Consider the following 16,767-nt stretch of genomic DNA (forward strand, 5'->3'; position numbering starts at 1 on the left):
GACAAGGAAATGGTCATGCCCGGCGACAACGTCGGCATCACCGTGAAGCTGATCGCCCCCATCGCGATGGAGCAGGGCCTGCGCTTCGCCATCCGTGAAGGTGGCCGCACCGTCGGTTCGGGCGTCGTCGCCACGATCCTCGAGTAAGTTTTTTCGGGCCACAGGGGCATAGCTCAATTGGCAGAGCGTCGGTCTCCAAAACCGAAGGTTGGGGGTTCGAGACCCTCTGCCCCTGCCAGCAGTCGCTGATCACGACGGCTGGTTTTCCTGGCTAACCAAGCATCGGCCCGCGAGAGTGATCTCAGCGGGCCTTGCTGCTGATGGCTACAGGCCGCGGCAGCGTCTGAACAGCCGCTCCCGGAGCGGCGCGTGAAAGTGAAGTGATGGCGAATCCTCCCCAAGTCGAGACCGTGACCAGCGGCGCCGACAAGGCCAAGCTGGCCGCTGCAGTGCTGCTGCTGATCGGCGCGCTGGCGGCCTACTACGGCCTGTCCAAGCAGGGCCCGCTGGTGCAGTGGGCCTCGCTGATCGTGCTGCTGGCCGCCGGCGTCGGCGCCTTCTTCACGTCCGAGCATGGCAAGGCGCTGATCGCCTATGGCCGCGACTCGGCGCGCGAGGTCAAGAAGGTGGTCTGGCCGACCCGCAAGGAAGCGACCCAGATGACCGGCTATGTGTTCGCCTTCGTCGTCGTCATGGCGCTGTTCCTGTGGATGACCGACAAGACGCTGGAATGGGTGCTGTACGACCTGATCCTGGGCTGGAAGCGCTGACCGCAAGGAACTCACATGTCTGAAGAACAAGTCGTCACGCCCGAGGCCCCGGCCGGTTTGCCCAAGCGCTGGTACGTCGTCCATGCCTATTCCGGCATGGAGAAGGCCGTCGAGCGCAATCTGCGCGAGCGCATCGACCGCGCTGGCATGCAGGACAAGTTCGGCCGCATCCTCGTGCCGACCGAAGAGGTCGTCGAGCTGAAGAACGGCAAGAAGGCCGTCACCGAGCGACGCTTCTTTCCCGGCTACGTGCTGGTCGAGATGTCGATGGACGACGAATCCTGGCACCTGGTGAAGCACACCTCCAAGGTGACGGGCTTCGTCGGCGGTGCCAAGAACCGCCCGGCCCCGATCTCGGAAGCCGAGGTCATGAAGATCGTCAACCAGATGCAGGAAGGGGTCGAGAAGCCCCGGCCCAAGGTCGAGTGGACGGTCGGCGAAGTCGTGCGCGTCAAGGAAGGCCCATTCACCGACTTCAACGGCTCGGTCGAAGAGGTCAACTACGACAAGTCCAAGGTGCGGGTGTCGGTCACGATCTTCGGTCGTGCAACGCCCGTGGAGCTAGACTTCGCGCAAGTCGAAAAAGTCTGACGCGCTAGAATGCTGGGTTTGGCCGGTGTCCCCAACATCGGCCCGTGATCGGTCTGCAACGAGAGGCGGACAAGAGGAGCAAAGGTAAGGACTTCGGTCCGAGTCCGATGCGCTAGCACTCAGGTGTCCAGGCCTTGCCGCCCGGGCACTGGAATGGAGAAAACATGGCAAAGAAAATTGTCGGCTTCATCAAGCTGCAAATTCCGGCCGGCAAGGCGAATCCTTCGCCGCCGGTGGGTCCCGCGCTGGGTCAGCGTGGCCTGAACATCATGGAGTTCTGCAAGGCGTTCAACGCCCAGACGTCGGGCGCCGGCTTCGAGCCGGGCATGAAGCTGCCGGTGGTCATCACCGCCTTCGCCGACAAGAGCTTCACCTTCGTCATCAAGTCGCCCCCCGCGACCGTGCTGATCAAGAAGGCTGCCAAGATCGAGAAGGGCTCGCAGCGCCCCCACCTGGACAAGGTCGGCAAGCTGACCCGCGCCCAGCTGGAAGAGATCGCCAAGATCAAGACCAAGGACCTGACGGCCGCCAGCATTGACGCCGCGGTCAAGACCATCGCCGGCTCTGCCCGCTCGATGGGCATCATCGTGGAAGGGGTTTGAACATGGCCAAGCTCACCAAGAAGCAAAAGGCGCTTGCTGGCAAGGTCGAATCGACCAAGCTGTACGCGCTGACCGAAGCCCTGGATCTGGTCAAGAGCCTGGCCACCGCCAAGTTCGATGAGTCCATCGACGTGGCTGTGCAGCTCGGCATCGATGCCAAGAAGTCGGATCAGGTTGTTCGTGGCGCCGTCGTGCTGCCCAACGGCACCGGCAAGACCAAGCGTGTCGCCGTGTTCGCCCAAGGTGCGAAGGCTGAAGAAGCCCGCGCCGCCGGCGCCGACGTCGTCGGTATGGAAGACCTGGCAGAGCGCGTCAAGGCGGGCGACATGCCCTTCGACGTGGTCATCGCCTCGCCGGACACGATGCGTGTCGTCGGTACCCTGGGTCAGATCCTGGGCCCGCGCGGCCTGATGCCCAACCCCAAGGTCGGCACCGTGACCCCGGACGTCGCCACCGCCGTCAAGAACGCCAAGGCTGGTCAGGTCCAGTTCCGCGTCGACAAGGCCGGCATCATCCACGGCACCCTCGGCCGTCGCTCGTTCGACACCGACAAGCTGGAAGGCAACCTGCGCGCGCTGATCGAGGCCCTGAACAAGGCCAAGCCGGCGTCGAGCAAGGGCATCTACCTGCGCAAGGTCGCCGTGTCCTCGACGATGGGCGTTGGCGCCCGCGTTGAAATCGCTTCGATCAACGCCCAGGCTACCGCAGCCTGAGCATGACCAGGCCGTGCGGCCTGGTCACTGAATCTGCGCGGGGCGAGTCTGGCCCCGGGCAACAAAGATTGGTGGGGCGCTGCTCCCGGTTCGCCGGGGTGGCGCGTCATCCAAGACCGTTGGTGGAGCCCCCTTAAATCCCGGTGAGAGCCGGGAACCAACGCAGATGGCGGTCCCGCTGAAAGGAATCCGGTTCCTGACAGATGGTCGCTGAATCCCTGGCGCTCTCGAAGCCGCAAGGCCGAGGGAGCAAATGTGAGGAGTAGACCTTGAGTCTCAATCGCAACGAGAAGGCAGCCGTTGTCTCCGACGTCGCAGCGCAAGCTGCCAAGTCGCAGACGCTGGCGCTGGCCGAGTACCGTGGCCTCACCGTTGAAGCCCTGAACAAGCTGCGCGTCACCGCGCGTGCCCAAGGTGTGTATCTTCACGTGCTGAAGAACACCCTGGCACGCCGTGCTGTCGCCGGCACCCCGTTCGAGGCTGCTTCGGAGAGCATGGTCGGCCCGCTGATCTACGGCTTTTCTGAAGACGCTGTCGCGGCTGCCAAAGTCATCGCTGACTTTGCCAAGACCAACGACAAGCTCGTCATCAAGGGCGGCGCCTACGGCGGCAAGGCTCTGGACGTCAATGGCGTGAAGGCTCTGGCCAGCGTCCCGTCCAAGGAAGTCCTGCTGTCGCAAATCGCCGGCCTGCTCAAGTCGCCGGTGCAGCGCACCGCGGCCGTGCTGGCAGCCCTGGCTCAGCAACGTGGCGGCGGCGCCGAAGCCGAAGCCCCGGCTGCGGCCTGATCGACGACAAATCACGCGTTCACACGCAACCCATCTGTTATTTAGGAACACATCATGGCATTCGATAAAGACGCTTTCCTGACCGCCCTGGACAGCATGACCGTCCTGGAACTGAACGACCTGGTCAAGGCAATTGAAGAGAAGTTCGGCGTGTCCGCCGCTTCGATGGCTGCTCCGGCCGCCGGTGGCGCTGCTGGCGGTGGTGCTGCCGCCGCTGAAGAGAAGACCGAGTTCAACGTCGTCCTGACTGACGCCGGCGCCCAGAAGGTCGGCGTCATCAAGGCCGTCCGCGAAATCACGGGCCTGGGCCTGAAGGAAGCCAAGGACCTGGTCGACGGCGCTCCGAAGAACGTCAAGGAAGGCATTGCCAAGGCCGACGCCGAAGCCGCCGTCAAGAAGCTGATCGAAGCTGGCGCCAAGGCCGAAATGAAGTAAATCGGACCGGCGGGCAGTTGTCCGCCGACCGGATCTGGGTTCCCCAGATTCAAGAAAGGGGTGGCCTTTGGGCTTCCCCTTTTTCGTCTTTACGGGTTTGTCCCCGTAGAGAACAGTTGAAAGGGCTGCGCAGCGTATGATGCGGAGTTCTTTCACGTGTTCTCTGATCCGACTGCAGAGAGCCAGTTTGGTCGGACTTTGGTGCAATGCCAGAGTTGTCCGCCAGCGGTTGGTAGTGGCCAACCACCAAGCTAGGCAGCCGCCCGTTCTGGGCGAGTGAGCCAGCCAGTCGCCGACGCGGTGCGTCCCACGGCCGGGGATGCACTCGATACGGAGTGTTTATGGCGCAAGCAACCCCCTACAGCTATACCGAGCGCAAGCGGATCCGCAAGAGCTTCGGCAAGCGCGAGAGTGTCCTCAACGTCCCCTACCTGCTCACGATGCAGAAGGACAGCTACGTGGCCTTCCTGCAGAAGGATGTAGCCCCTGCCAAGCGCAAGCCCGAAGGGCTGCAGGCGGCCTTCCTGTCGGCGTTCCCGATTGTTTCGCACAACGGTTTCGTCGAGATGAAGTTCCTCGAGTTCAACATCGCCAAGCCGCCCTTCGACACCCGTGAGTGCCAGCAGCGGGGGTTGACCTACGCAGCCGCCGTGCGTGCACGCCTGCAGATGATCATCTATGACCGTGAGTCGCCTCAGGCGAAGACCGTCAAGGAGATCAAGGAGCAAGAGGTCTACATGGGCGAAGTGCCCCTGATGACCGACTACGGCAGCTTCATCGTCAACGGTACCGAGCGCGTCATCGTGTCGCAGCTGCACCGTTCGCCGGGCGTGTTCTTCGAGCACGACAAGGGCAAGACGCATTCGTCGGGCAAGCTGCTGTTCAGCGCCCGCATCATCCCCTACCGCGGCTCCTGGCTGGACTTCGAGTTCGACCCGAAGGACATCCTGTACTTCCGCGTCGACCGCCGCCGCAAGATGCCGGTCACCATTCTGCTGAAGGCCATTGGCCTGAACCCCGAGCAGATCCTGGCCCACTTCTTCGTGTTCGACAACTTCCGCCTGATGGAAGTCGGCGCGCAGATGGAGTTCGTGGCCGATCGCCTGAAGGGTGAAGTGGCCCGCTTCGACATCGTCGACAAGAGCGGTGCCGTCATCGTCGAGAAGGACAAGCGCATCACGGCCCGCCACGCGCGCCAGCTGGAGCAGTCCGGCACGCAGCACATCTCGGTGCCGGAAGACTTCCTGATCGGCCGCGTGCTGGCCAAGAACATGATCGACGCCGACACCGGCGAGATCATCGCCAAGGCGAACGACGAACTGACCGAAGCGCTGCTGAAGAAGCTGCGCCAGGCCGGCGTCAAGGACATCCAGTGCCTGTTCACGAACGAGCTGGACGAAGGTGCCTATATCTCGCAGACGCTGGCCTCGGATGAAACCGAAACGCAGCTGGCCGCCCGCGTCGCCATCTACCGCATGATGCGCCCCGGCGAGCCGCCGACGGAAGACGCCGTCGAGGCCTTGTTCAACCGCCTGTTCTACAGCACCGACACCTACGACCTGAGTCGCGTCGGCCGCATGAAGTTCAACGCGCGTGTCGGCCGCGACACGCCCGAAGGCAACATGAACCTGTCCAACGAGGACATCCTTGACGTCGTCAAGATCCTCGTCGAGCTGCGCAATGGCCGTGGCGAGGTGGACGACATCGACCACCTGGGCAACCGTCGCGTGCGCTGCGTGGGCGAACTGGCCGAGAACCAGTACCGCTCGGGCCTCGCCCGCATCGAGAAGGCCGTCAAGGAGCGCCTGGGCCAGGCCGAGACCGAAGCCCTGATGCCGCACGACCTGATCAACTCCAAGCCGATCTCCGCGGCGCTGAAGGAGTTCTTCGGTGCGTCGCAGCTGTCGCAGTTCATGGACCAGACCAACCCGCTGTCGGAAATCACGCACAAGCGTCGTGTTTCCGCCCTGGGCCCGGGCGGTCTGACCCGCGAGCGCGCCGGCTTCGAAGTCCGCGACGTGCATCCGACCCACTACGGCCGCGTCTGCCCGATCGAAACGCCGGAAGGCCCGAACATCGGCCTGATCAACTCGCTGGCGCTGTACGCACAGCTCAACGAGTACGGATTCCTGGAGACGCCGTACCGCCGCGTCGTCGACGGCAAGGTCACCGACCAGATCGACTACCTGTCCGCCATCGAAGAAGGCAAGTACGTCATCGCCCAGGCGAACGCGACGCTGAACGCCGGCGGCGAGCTCAGCGACGAGCTGGTGTCTGCCCGTGAGAACGGCGAATCGGTGCTGACCTCGCCGGAGCGCATCCAGTACATGGACGTGGCACCGACGCAGATCGTGTCCGTCGCCGCCTCGTTGGTGCCGTTCCTGGAGCACGACGACGCGAACCGCGCGCTGATGGGCGCCAACATGCAGCGCCAGGCCGTGCCGGTGCTGCGTCCCGAGAAGGCTTTCGTCGGCACGGGCGTCGAGCGCGTCGCCGCGAAGGACTCGGGCACCGTGGTGGCAGCCCGCCGTGGTGGTGTCGTCGACTACGTCGACACCAACCGCATCGTGATCCGCGTGAACGATGACGAGACCGTGGCCGGTGAGGTCGGCGTCGACATCTACAACCTGATCAAGTACCAGCGCTCCAACCAGAACACCAACATCCACCAGCGCCCCATCGTGCGCCGTGGCGACAAGGTGGCGGCCGAGGACATCATTGCCGACGGCGCGTCCACCGACATCGGTGAGCTGGCCCTGGGTCAGAACATGCTGGTCGCGTTCATGCCGTGGAACGGCTACAACTTCGAAGACTCGATCCTGATCTCGGAACGCGTCATCGCCGAAGACCGCTACACCTCGATCCACATCGAGGAACTGGTGGTCAACGCGCGTGACACCAAGCTGGGCTCGGAAGAAATCACCCGCGACATCCCCAACCTGTCCGAGCAGCAACTGGGCCGCCTGGATGAGTCGGGCATCGTCTACATCGGTGCCGAGGTGAACCCGGGCGACGTGTTGGTCGGCAAGGTCACGCCCAAGGGCGAGACCACGCTGACGCCGGAAGAGAAGCTGCTGCGCGCCATCTTCGGCGAGAAGGCTTCGGACGTGAAGGACACGTCGCTGCGCGTCGACCAGGGCACCAGCGGTACCGTCATCGACGTGCAGGTCTTCACCCGTGAAGGCATCCAGCGCGACAAGCGTGCCCAGCAGATCATCGACGACGAGCTGAAGCGCTACCGCCTGGACCTGAACGACCAGCTGCGCATCGTCGAGAGCGACGCCTTCGACCGTATCGAGAAGCTGTTGGTCGGCAAGGTCGCCAATGGCGGCCCGCAGAAGATCGCCAAGGGCACGAAGATCGACAAGGACTACCTGGCCTCCGTCGAGAAGTTCCACTGGTTCGACATCCGTCCGGCCGAGGAAGACGTCGCCAACCAGCTCGAGTCGATCAAGAACGCGCTGGACCAGACGCGTCACAGCTTCGACCTGGCCTTCGAGGAGAAGCGCAAGAAGCTGACGCAGGGCGACGAGCTGCCCGCCGGCGTGCTGAAGATGGTCAAGGTCTACCTGGCCGTCAAGCGCCGCCTGCAGCCTGGCGACAAGATGGCCGGCCGTCACGGCAACAAGGGTGTCGTGTCCAAGGTCACCCCGATCGAGGACATGCCCTATATGGCCGACGGCACGCCTGCCGACATCGTGCTGAACCCGCTGGGCGTCCCGTCGCGGATGAACGTGGGTCAGGTGCTGGAGGTCCATCTGGGCTGGGCCGGCAAGGGCATTGGCCAGCGCATCGGCGACATGCTGCAACAGCACAGCAAGGTGGCTGAGCTGCGCAAGCTGTTCGACCAGCTCTACAACCAGAGCGGTGGCAAGACCGAGAACATCGACGACCTGTCCGACACGGAAGTGCTGGAGATGGCCGAGAACCTCGCCAAGGGCGTGCCCTTCGCGACGCCGGTGTTCGATGGCGCCAAGGAAGAAGAGATCCGCGGCATGCTGAAGCTGGCCTACCCGGACGACATCGCCGCCCGCAAGGGCCTGACCGAAACCCGCACCCAAGCCTGGCTGTGCGACGGCCGTACCGGCGAGCGCTTCGAGCGTCCGGTCACCGTCGGCTACATGCATGTGCTGAAGCTGCACCACCTGGTGGACGACAAGATGCACGCCCGTTCGACCGGCCCGTACTCGCTCGTCACGCAGCAGCCGCTGGGCGGCAAGGCGCAGTTCGGCGGCCAGCGTTTCGGTGAAATGGAAGTCTGGGCGCTGGAAGCCTATGGCGCCTCGTACATCCTGCAGGAAATGCTGACGGTCAAGTCCGACGACGTGAACGGCCGCACCAAGGTCTACGAGTCCATCGTCAAGGGCGAGCACGCCATCGAGGCCGGCATGCCGGAATCGTTCAACGTGCTGGTCAAGGAAATCCGCTCGCTCGGTATCGACATCGAGCTTGAGCGCAACTAAGGAAGGAAAAGGAAGACACCATGAAGGGACTACTCGACCTTTTCAAGCAATTCACCCCGGATGAGCATTTCGATGCCATCAAGATCGGCCTGGCTTCCCCGGAGAAGATCCGCAGCTGGTCGTTCGGCGAGGTGAAGAAGCCCGAGACCATCAACTACCGCACCTTCAAGCCGGAGCGTGACGGCCTGTTCTGCGCCAAGATCTTTGGCCCGATCAAGGACTACGAGTGCCTGTGCGGCAAGTACAAGCGCCTGAAGCACCGCGGCGTCATCTGCGAGAAGTGCGGCGTCGAAGTCACGCAGACCAAGGTCCGCCGTGACCGCATGGGTCACATCGACCTGGCGGCGCCCTGCGCGCACATCTGGTTCCTGAAGTCGCTGCCGTCGCGTCTGGGCCTGGTGCTCGACATGACGCTGCGCGACATCGAGCGCGTGCTGTACTTCGAAGCCTATGTCGTCGTCGACCCGGGCATGACGCCGCTGAAGAAGTTCTCGATCATGAGCGAGGACGACTACGACGCCAAGCGCATCGAGTTCGGTGACGAGTTCATCGCGCTGATGGGCGCCGAGGGCATCAAGAAGCTGCTGGAGGAGATGGATCTCGACATCGAGATCGATCGTCTGCGCAACGACATGACCGGCTCCGAGCTCAAGGTCAAGAAGAACTCCAAGCGCCTGAAGGTCATGGAGGCCTTCAAGAAGTCCGGCATCAAGCCGAACTGGATGGTGCTGGACGTGCTGCCCGTGCTGCCGCCGGACCTGCGTCCGCTGGTGCCGCTGGACGGCGGCCGCTTCGCGACCTCCGACCTGAACGACCTCTACCGTCGCGTCATCAACCGCAACAACCGTCTGGCCCGCCTGCTGGAGCGGAAGGCCCCCGAGATCATCGTGCGCAATGAAAAGCGCATGCTGCAGGAAGCCGTCGACTCGCTGCTGGACAACGGCCGCCGCGGCAAGGCGATGACCGGCGCGAACAAGCGTGCCCTGAAGTCGCTGGCCGACATGATCAAGGGCAAGAGCGGTCGCTTCCGTCAGAACTTGCTGGGCAAGCGCGTCGACTACTCGGGCCGTTCGGTCATCGTGGTCGGCCCGACGCTGAAGCTGCACCAGTGCGGCCTGCCCAAGCTGATGGCGCTGGAGCTGTTCAAGCCCTTCATCTTCAGCCGTCTCGAAGCCATGGGCATCGCGACGACGATCAAGGCCGCCAAGAAGGAAGTCGAGTCCGGCACGCCGGTGGTCTGGGACATCCTGGAAGAGGTCATCAAGGAGCACCCGGTCCTGCTGAACCGCGCCCCGACGCTGCACCGCCTCGGCATCCAGGCCTTCGAACCCGTGTTGATCGAAGGCAAGGCCATCCAGCTGCACCCGCTCGTCTGCTCGGCCTTCAACGCCGACTTCGACGGTGACCAGATGGCCGTCCACGTGCCGCTGTCGATCGAGGCGCAGATGGAAGCCCGCACGCTGATGCTGGCCTCCAACAACGTGCTGTTCCCGGCCTCCGGCGAGCCATCCATCGTCCCGTCGCAGGACGTGGTGCTGGGTCTGTACTACGCGACCCGCGAGCGCACCAACGGCCGCGGCGAAGGCCTGATCTTCTCGGACATCCCCGAGCTGATCCGCGCGCTGGAAAACGGCGCCGTGGAAATCACCGCCAAGATCAGTGTGCGCCTGACCGAGTGGACCAAGGACAAGGACACGGGCGAATTCGTGCCCGAGACCAAGCTCGTGGACACCACCGTGGGCCGCGCGCTGCTGTCGGAGATCCTGCCCAAGGGCCTGCCGTTCGCCAACATCAACAAGGCGCTCAAGAAGAAGGAAATCTCGCGTCTCATCAACACGAGCTTCCGCAAGTGCGGCCTGAAGGAAACCGTGGTGCTGGCCGACAAGCTGCTGCAAAGCGGCTTCCGCCTGGCCACGCGCGCCGGCATCTCGATCGCCATCGACGACATGCTGGTGCCCGCTCAGAAGCACACGCTGATCGAGCGCGCCGAGAAGGAAGTCAAGGAGATCGAGCAGCAGTACGTCTCGGGTCTCGTGACCGCCGGCGAGCGCTACAACAAGGTCGTGGACATCTGGGGCAAGGCCGGTGACGAAATCGGCAAGAAGATGATGGACCACCTGAAGGTCGAGAAGACCATCGATCGCAACGGCAAGACCGTCGATCAGGAGTCTTTCAACTCGATCTACATGATGGCCGACTCGGGCGCCCGCGGTAGCGCGGCCCAGATCCGCCAGCTGGCCGGCATGCGCGGCCTGATGGCCAAGCCGGACGGCTCCATCATCGAGACGCCCATCACCGCGAACTTCCGCGAGGGCCTGAACGTTCTGCAGTACTTCATCTCGACCCACGGTGCCCGTAAGGGCCTGGCGGACACGGCGCTGAAGACCGCGAACTCCGGTTACCTGACGCGCCGCCTGGTCGACGTGACGCAGGACCTGGTCGTCATCGAGGACGATTGCGGCACTGACAACGGCATGGCCATGCGCGCCCTGGTCGAAGGCGGTGAAGTCATCGAATCGCTGCGCGACCGCGTCCTCGGCCGCGTCGCCGCGATCGACGTCGTCCACCCCGAGACCCAGGCCCCGCTGCTGGCCGCCGGCAACATGCTCGACGAGGACATCCTCGACGTGCTGGAGCAGGCGGGCGTCGACGAGATCAAGGTCCGCACGCCGCTGACCTGCGGCACGCGCTTCGGCCTGTGCGCCAAGTGCTACGGCCGCGACCTTGGCCGTGGCGGCCTGGTCAACACGGGTGAAGCTGTGGGCGTCATCGCCGCCCAGTCCATCGGCGAGCCCGGCACGCAGCTGACGATGCGGACTTTCCACATCGGCGGCGCCGCGTCGCGCGCAGCCGTCGCCTCGAGCGTCGAAGCCAAGTCGGACGGCATCATCGGCTTCAACGCCACGATGCGCTACGTGACCAACGGCAAGGGCGAGTTGGTCGTGATCTCCCGCTCCGGCGAGATCATCATTGCCGACCCGCACGGCCGCGAGCGCGAGCGCCACAAGGTGCCTTACGGCGCGATCCTGAACATCAAGGCCAGCCAGGTCATCAAGGCCGGTCTGGTGCTCGCGAACTGGGACCCGCTGACCCGCCCGATCATCACGGAATTCGCTGGCCAGGCGAAGTTCGAGAACGTCGAGGAAGGTGTGACCGTCGCCAAGCAGGTGGACGAGGTGACCGGTCTGTCGACCCTGGTCGTCATCGACCCGAAGCGCCGCGGCGCCGCCAAGATCGTGCGCCCGCAGGTCAAGCTGCTGGACGCGCAGGGTCACGAGGTCAAGATTCCCGGTACCGACCACTCGGTGGCCATCGGCTTCCAGGTCGGCGCGCTGATCCAGATCCGTGACGGCCAGGAACTGCTGCCCGGTGAAGTGCTGGCCCGCATCCCGGTTGAAGGCCAGAAGACCCGTGACATTACCGGCGGTCTGCCGCGTGTTGCGGAGCTCTTCGAAGCCCGCTCGCCCAAGGACGTCGGCGTGCTGGCCGAGCAGACCGGCACGGTGTCGTTCGGCAAGGAGACCAAGGGCAAGAATCGCCTGCAGATCACCGATCCGGACGGCAAGGCCCACGAGGAGCTGGTGCCCAAGGAGAAGAACATCCTGGTGCACGAAGGCCAGGTGGTGAACCGCGGCGAGCTGATCGTCGACGGCGCTGCGGACCCGCAGGACATCCTCCGCCTGCTGGGCATCGAGGAGCTGGCTCGCTACATCGTCGACGAGGTGCAGGACGTGTACCGACTCCAGGGCGTGAAGATCAACGACAAGCACATCGAGGTGATCGTTCGCCAGATGCTGCGCCGCGTGACCATCACCAACCCGGGCGACTCGCACTACATCCTGAACGAGCAGGTCGAGCGCTCGGAGCTGCTGGATACCAACGACAAGCTGCGCAAGGAAGGCAAGATGATTGCCACCCATGCCGATGTGCTGCTGGGCATCACGAAGGCCTCGCTGTCGACGGACTCCTTCATCTCCGCCGCGTCCTTCCAGGAAACGACCCGCGTGCTCACCGAGGCTGCCATCATGGGCAAGCGCGACGAGCTGCGTGGCCTGAAGGAAAACGTCATCGTGGGCCGCCTGATCCCCGCCGGTACCGGCATGGCCTTCCACGAGGCGCGCCGCGCCAAGGAGGCCATGGACGACGCCGAGCGCCGCGCCATCGCGCTGCAGGAAGCCGAGGAGTTGGCCGCTGCTCAGATGGCGGGTGTCGACGCTGGCGACAGCTCGGCCGAATAAGCCGTCGAGGGCATCGCCCTCCAGAGCCGCCCCGGTCCAGGCCGCGGGCGGCTTTTTCTTTTCTGGCGCCTCAGTCGAACGACCAGCGCTCCGGCGTCACGATGGCCAGCCCGCGCAGCCTGGCGCGCTTGGACAGGGCCAGCACCGCCTTGTCGCGCGAGATCAGCCAGCGGGCGCGGGCGGCCAGCGCGAGGTCGATGAACTTCTGGTCATCCGGGTCGCGGCAGACCAGGCGGCCGGCCAGCGGCTGCGGCTCGGCGGCGGCCACCTGCAGCGCGTGGGCGTCGAACTGTGCCTCGATGAAGCTCAGATCGGGTGCATAGCTGGCGGCCACGCCGCGGCCCAGTACATGCCGGATCTCGTCGCGCATCGCCGGCGCCACAAGCCAGCGCAGCGCGCCCGAGGTGAGCGCCGCCGTCAGTGCCTGCACGCGAGCGTCGCGAAACACCAGCCAGTCCATGACGACCTGGGTGTCGATGACGATGGCCGGCCGTTCGACGGCGCTGGGCGGACCCGCCGGATCGGCGGGCAGGGCGGGGGTATCCATGCCGTCAGCTTACCCGGCGATGGCCGGGTTTACGGGCAGACCCTTGTGCCGAATTCCCCGGCGATCTACAATCCTCGGCTCTTCGCCTTTTGGGCGGCGCATTGCTGCGCGCCTGAAACTTGAAAATGCACTTGAAAAAGTGGGCGAGGTTCACTGACTTCAAACGGGAACAAGTCGTTTTATGCCAACCATCAATCAGCTGGTGCGCCAAGGTCGAGAGGCCGAGGTCACCAAGTCCAAGTCGCCTGCGATGCAGAACTGCCCGCAGCGCCGCGGTGTCTGCACCCGCGTCTACACCACCACGCCCAAGAAGCCGAACTCGGCTCTGCGTAAGGTCGCCAAGGTGCGCCTGACCAACGGTTTCGAGGTCATCTCGTACATCGGCGGTGAAGGCCATAACCTGCAAGAACACAGCGTCGTGCTCGTGCGCGGCGGCCGTGTGAAGGATCTGCCCGGTGTGCGTTACCACATCGTCCGCGGCTCCCTCGACTTGCAAGGCGTCAAGGATCGCAAGCAGGCCCGTTCCAAGTACGGTGCCAAGCGTCCGAAGAAGTAAATCGTCTGTTCGGGTTCAGCTCTGTAGCTGACCCAGCGTTGTTGCGGCTGTTGAGCAGCCGAGTAAGTGGATGGCCCCAGATGTCGGTGGTTGTCCAGCGGAGTCAGGCCATGAAGGCCGCCTCCAACTGAAGCAGAAGGAAGAATCCCATGCCACGTCGTCGCGAAGTACCCAAGCGCGAAATCCTGCCGGACCCCAAGTTCGGTTCCGTCGATCTGTCCAAGTTCATGAACGTCATCATGGAGTCGGGCAAGAAGGCCGTCGCCGAGCGCATCATCTACGGCGCTCTGGACCAAGTCGAGAAGAAGATCGGCAAGGATCCGCTGGAAGTGTTCATGGTTGCCCTGAACAACGTGAAGCCCATGGTCGAAGTGAAGTCCCGCCGGGTCGGCGGTGCGAACTACCAAGTTCCCGTGGAAGTTCGCCCCGTCCGCCGGATGGCCCTCGCCATGCGCTGGCTCAAGGAATCCGCCCGCAAGCGCGGCGAGAAGTCGATGGCCCAACGCCTGGCCAATGAGCTGCTGGAGGCCGCAGAAGGCCGTGGCGGCGCGATGAAGAAGCGCGACGAAGTTCACCGCATGGCCGAAGCCAACAAGGCCTTCTCGCACTTCCGCTTCTAAACACACTGTCTTTCGGCCGCCTCGGGTTTCTACCAACCCGCTGGCGGCTCCTGCCTTCTGGAGCAAACCATGGCCCGCAAAACACCCATCGAGCGCTACCGCAACATCGGTATCTCCGCGCACATCGATGCCGGCAAGACCACCACGACCGAACGCATCCTTTTCTACACCGGTGTGAACCACAAGATCGGTGAGGTGCACGACGGCGCCGCCACGATGGACTGGATGGAGCAGGAGCAGGAGCGCGGCATCACGATCACGTCGGCCGCGACGACCTGCTTCTGGAAGGGCATGGACATGTCCTACCCCGAGCACCGCTTCAACATCATCGACACCCCCGGACACGTGGACTTCACCATCGAGGTGGAGCGTTCCATGCGCGTGCTGGACGGCGCCTGCATGGTGTACTGCGCCGTGGGTGGCGTGCAGCCCCAGTCGGAAACCGTCTGGCGCCAGGCCAACAAGTACAAGGTGCCCCGCCTTGCGTTCGTCAACAAGATGGACCGCACCGGCGCGAACTTCTTCAAGGTCGTCGACCAGATGAAGACCCGCCTGAAGGCCAACCCCGTGCCCGTGGTCATCCCCATCGGCGCCGAGGAAAACTTCAAGGGCGTGGTGGACCTCTTCAAGATGAAGGCCATCATCTGGGACGACGCGTCCCAGGGCATGAAGTTCACCTTCGAAGACATCCCCGCCGACCTGGTCGAGGTCGCCCAGGAATGGCGCGAGAAGCTGGTCGAGGCAGCTGCCGAGGCCACCGAAGAGCTGATGAATAAGTACCTCGAGACGGGTGACCTGTCCGAGGAAGAAATGAAGCTCGCGATCCGCCAGCGCACCATCGCGACCGAGATCCAGCCGATGCTGTGCGGCACCGCCTTCAAGAACAAGGGTGTGCAGCGCATGCTGGACGCCGTCATCGACTTCCTGCCGTCGCCCATCGACATCCCGCCGGTGCCTGGCACCGACGAAGACGAGCAGCCGGTTACCCGCAAGGCTGACGACAACGAGAAGTTCGCCGCGCTGGCCTTCAAGCTGATGACCGACCCCTACGTCGGCCAGCTGACCTTCGTGCGCGTGTATTCGGGCGTGCTGCAGTCGGGCGCAACCGTCTACAACCCGATCCGCGGCAAGAAGGAGCGCATCGGCCGTATCCTGCAGATGCACGCCAACCAGCGTGAGGAAATCAAGGAAATTCTGGCTGGCGACATCGCTGCCTGCGTGGGCCTGAAGGACGTCACCACGGGCGAGACCCTGTGCGACCCGGACAGCATCATCACGCTGGAAAAGATGGTCTTCCCCGAGCCCGTGATCTCGCAGGCCGTTGAGCCCAAGACCAAGGCCGACCAGGAGAAGATGGGCATCGCTCTGGGCCGTCTGGCTGCCGAAGACCCGTCCTTCCGCCTGCGCACCGACGAAGAGTCCGGCCAGACCATCATCTCCGGCATGGGCGAGCTGCACCTGGAAATCATCGTCGACCGCATGAAGCGCGAGTTCGGCGTGGATGCCAACGTGGGCAAGCCGCAGGTGGCCTACCGCGAAACCATCCGCAAGACCGCGACCGACGTCGAAGGCAAGTTCGTTCGCCAGTCGGGCGGCAAGGGCCAGTACGGTCACGTCGTGCTGACGGTCGAGCCGCAAGAGCCGGGCAAGGGCTTCGAGTTCGTCGACGCCATCAAGGGCGGCGTCGTGCCGCGCGAGTACATCCCCGCGGTCGAGAAGGGCGTCATCGACACCCTGCCGAACGGCGTGCTGGCTGGTTACCCGGTCGTTGACGTCAAGGTCACGCTGACCTTCGGTTCTTACCACGATGTGGACTCGAACGAAAACGCGTTCAAGATGGCCGCCTCCATGGGCTTCAAGGAAGCCTGCCGCCGCGCCAGCCCCGTCATCCTGGAGCCGATGATGGCCGTGGAAGTCGAGACGCCGGAAGACTACGCCGGTACTGTCATGGGCGACCTGTCCAGCCGTCGCGGCATGGTGCAGGGCATGGACGACATGGTTGGCGGTGGCAAGGTCATCAAGGCCGAAGTGCCGCTGAGCGAAATGTTCGGCTACTCCACGTCGCTGCGTTCGGCCACGCAAGGTCGCGCCACCTACACGATGGAGTTCAAGCACTACTCCGAAGCGCCCAAGAACGTCGCCGACGCCATCATCCTGGCGCGCGGCAAGTCCTGATCGGCTTCTGAACTGAATCGTCTTCGCAGCGGCTCGCCCGCTTCGCCAGTCGGCGGGGATCACGGGCGCTGCGGAAACGCTAAACCAACAGACTGGCGAGATGCTCTTTTTGGAGAATTGAAATGGCAAAAGGCAAGTTTGAACGGACCAAGCCGCACGTGAACGTGGGCACGATCGGTCACGTGGACCACGGCAAGACGACGCTGACGGCGGCGATCGCGACGGTGCTGTCCAAGAAGTTCGGTGGCGAGGCCAAGGCCTATGACCAG

General features: G+C 64.0%; 14 protein-coding genes and 1 tRNA gene. 14 read left to right on the forward strand and 1 reads right to left on the reverse strand.

Features of this window, described 5'->3' with window-relative positions:
- From JOY88_RS10180 to rpoC, 10 genes are all read left to right on the forward strand, one after another.
- The coding region (locus JOY88_RS10180) for an EF-Tu C-terminal domain-related protein (protein WP_524539190.1) at nucleotides 1-147 on the forward strand (147 nt) is incomplete at its 5' end.
- A gap of 15 nt (nucleotides 148-162) precedes the next feature.
- Nucleotides 163-238 (forward strand) — tRNA-Trp (locus tag JOY88_RS10185).
- A gap of 145 nt (nucleotides 239-383) precedes the next feature.
- Nucleotides 384-770, forward strand: coding sequence for a preprotein translocase subunit SecE (gene secE, locus JOY88_RS10190; RefSeq protein WP_293502155.1), 387 nt, complete (start codon nucleotides 384-386; stop codon nucleotides 768-770).
- A 15-nt stretch (nucleotides 771-785) separates the two neighbouring features.
- Nucleotides 786-1,361: a transcription termination/antitermination protein NusG gene (nusG, locus tag JOY88_RS10195; RefSeq protein ID WP_293502156.1), complete on the forward strand. Its 576-nt coding sequence runs from the start codon at nucleotides 786-788 to the stop codon at nucleotides 1,359-1,361.
- 164 nt (nucleotides 1,362-1,525) lie between these two features.
- Nucleotides 1,526-1,963 carry a 50S ribosomal protein L11 gene (gene rplK / locus JOY88_RS10200; protein ID WP_025564481.1) on the forward strand — a complete coding sequence of 146 codons (438 nt, stop codon included), beginning with the start codon at nucleotides 1,526-1,528 and terminating at the stop codon, nucleotides 1,961-1,963.
- Nucleotides 1,964-1,965: 2 nt separating this feature from the next.
- A complete protein-coding gene (gene rplA / locus JOY88_RS10205) occupies nucleotides 1,966-2,676 on the forward strand; it encodes a 50S ribosomal protein L1 (protein WP_293502157.1) in 711 nt (236 codons plus the stop codon).
- Between the two features lie 269 nt (nucleotides 2,677-2,945).
- Nucleotides 2,946-3,464 carry a 50S ribosomal protein L10 gene (gene rplJ / locus JOY88_RS10210; protein WP_293502159.1) on the forward strand — a complete coding sequence of 173 codons (519 nt, stop codon included), beginning with the start codon at nucleotides 2,946-2,948 and terminating at the stop codon, nucleotides 3,462-3,464.
- A 54-nt stretch (nucleotides 3,465-3,518) separates the two neighbouring features.
- Nucleotides 3,519-3,899 (forward strand): 50S ribosomal protein L7/L12, encoded by a 381-nt coding sequence (gene rplL, locus JOY88_RS10215; protein ID WP_293502161.1) that lies wholly within the window; start codon nucleotides 3,519-3,521, stop codon nucleotides 3,897-3,899.
- Between the two features lie 341 nt (nucleotides 3,900-4,240).
- Nucleotides 4,241-8,362 carry a DNA-directed RNA polymerase subunit beta gene (gene rpoB, locus JOY88_RS10220; RefSeq protein ID WP_293502163.1) on the forward strand — a complete coding sequence of 1,374 codons (4,122 nt, stop codon included), beginning with the start codon at nucleotides 4,241-4,243 and terminating at the stop codon, nucleotides 8,360-8,362.
- A 20-nt stretch (nucleotides 8,363-8,382) separates the two neighbouring features.
- Nucleotides 8,383-12,600, forward strand: a complete 4,218-nt coding sequence (gene rpoC, locus JOY88_RS10225) for a DNA-directed RNA polymerase subunit beta' (RefSeq protein ID WP_293502165.1) — start codon at nucleotides 8,383-8,385, stop codon at nucleotides 12,598-12,600.
- A 70-nt stretch (nucleotides 12,601-12,670) separates the two neighbouring features.
- Here rpoC and JOY88_RS10230 read toward each other — a convergent pair whose 3' ends face one another.
- Entirely contained in the window at nucleotides 12,671-13,147 is a 477-nt protein-coding gene (locus tag JOY88_RS10230) for a putative toxin-antitoxin system toxin component, PIN family (protein WP_293502167.1), read from the reverse strand.
- Between the two features lie 181 nt (nucleotides 13,148-13,328).
- Between JOY88_RS10230 and rpsL the strand changes: the two genes are divergently transcribed.
- From rpsL to JOY88_RS10250, 4 genes are all read left to right on the forward strand, one after another.
- The gene (rpsL, locus tag JOY88_RS10235) at nucleotides 13,329-13,703 is read left to right on the forward strand and encodes a 30S ribosomal protein S12 (RefSeq protein WP_233395045.1); all 375 of its coding nucleotides are present in this window, start codon (nucleotides 13,329-13,331) and stop codon (nucleotides 13,701-13,703) included.
- A 149-nt stretch (nucleotides 13,704-13,852) separates the two neighbouring features.
- The gene (gene rpsG, locus JOY88_RS10240; protein ID WP_119046632.1) at nucleotides 13,853-14,323 is read left to right on the forward strand and encodes a 30S ribosomal protein S7; all 471 of its coding nucleotides are present in this window, start codon (nucleotides 13,853-13,855) and stop codon (nucleotides 14,321-14,323) included.
- Nucleotides 14,324-14,392: 69 nt separating this feature from the next.
- A complete protein-coding gene (fusA, locus tag JOY88_RS10245) occupies nucleotides 14,393-16,498 on the forward strand; it encodes an elongation factor G (protein ID WP_293502171.1) in 2,106 nt (701 codons plus the stop codon).
- A 122-nt stretch (nucleotides 16,499-16,620) separates the two neighbouring features.
- Nucleotides 16,621-16,767, forward strand: a 147-nt coding sequence (locus JOY88_RS10250) for a GTP-binding protein (protein WP_259170423.1), incomplete at its 3' end; no start/stop codon positions are given.

The sequence above is a fragment of the Roseateles sp. genome (assembly GCF_019237615.1).
In the GTDB taxonomy this organism is placed as follows: Bacteria; Pseudomonadota; Gammaproteobacteria; order Burkholderiales; family Burkholderiaceae_C; genus Pelomonas.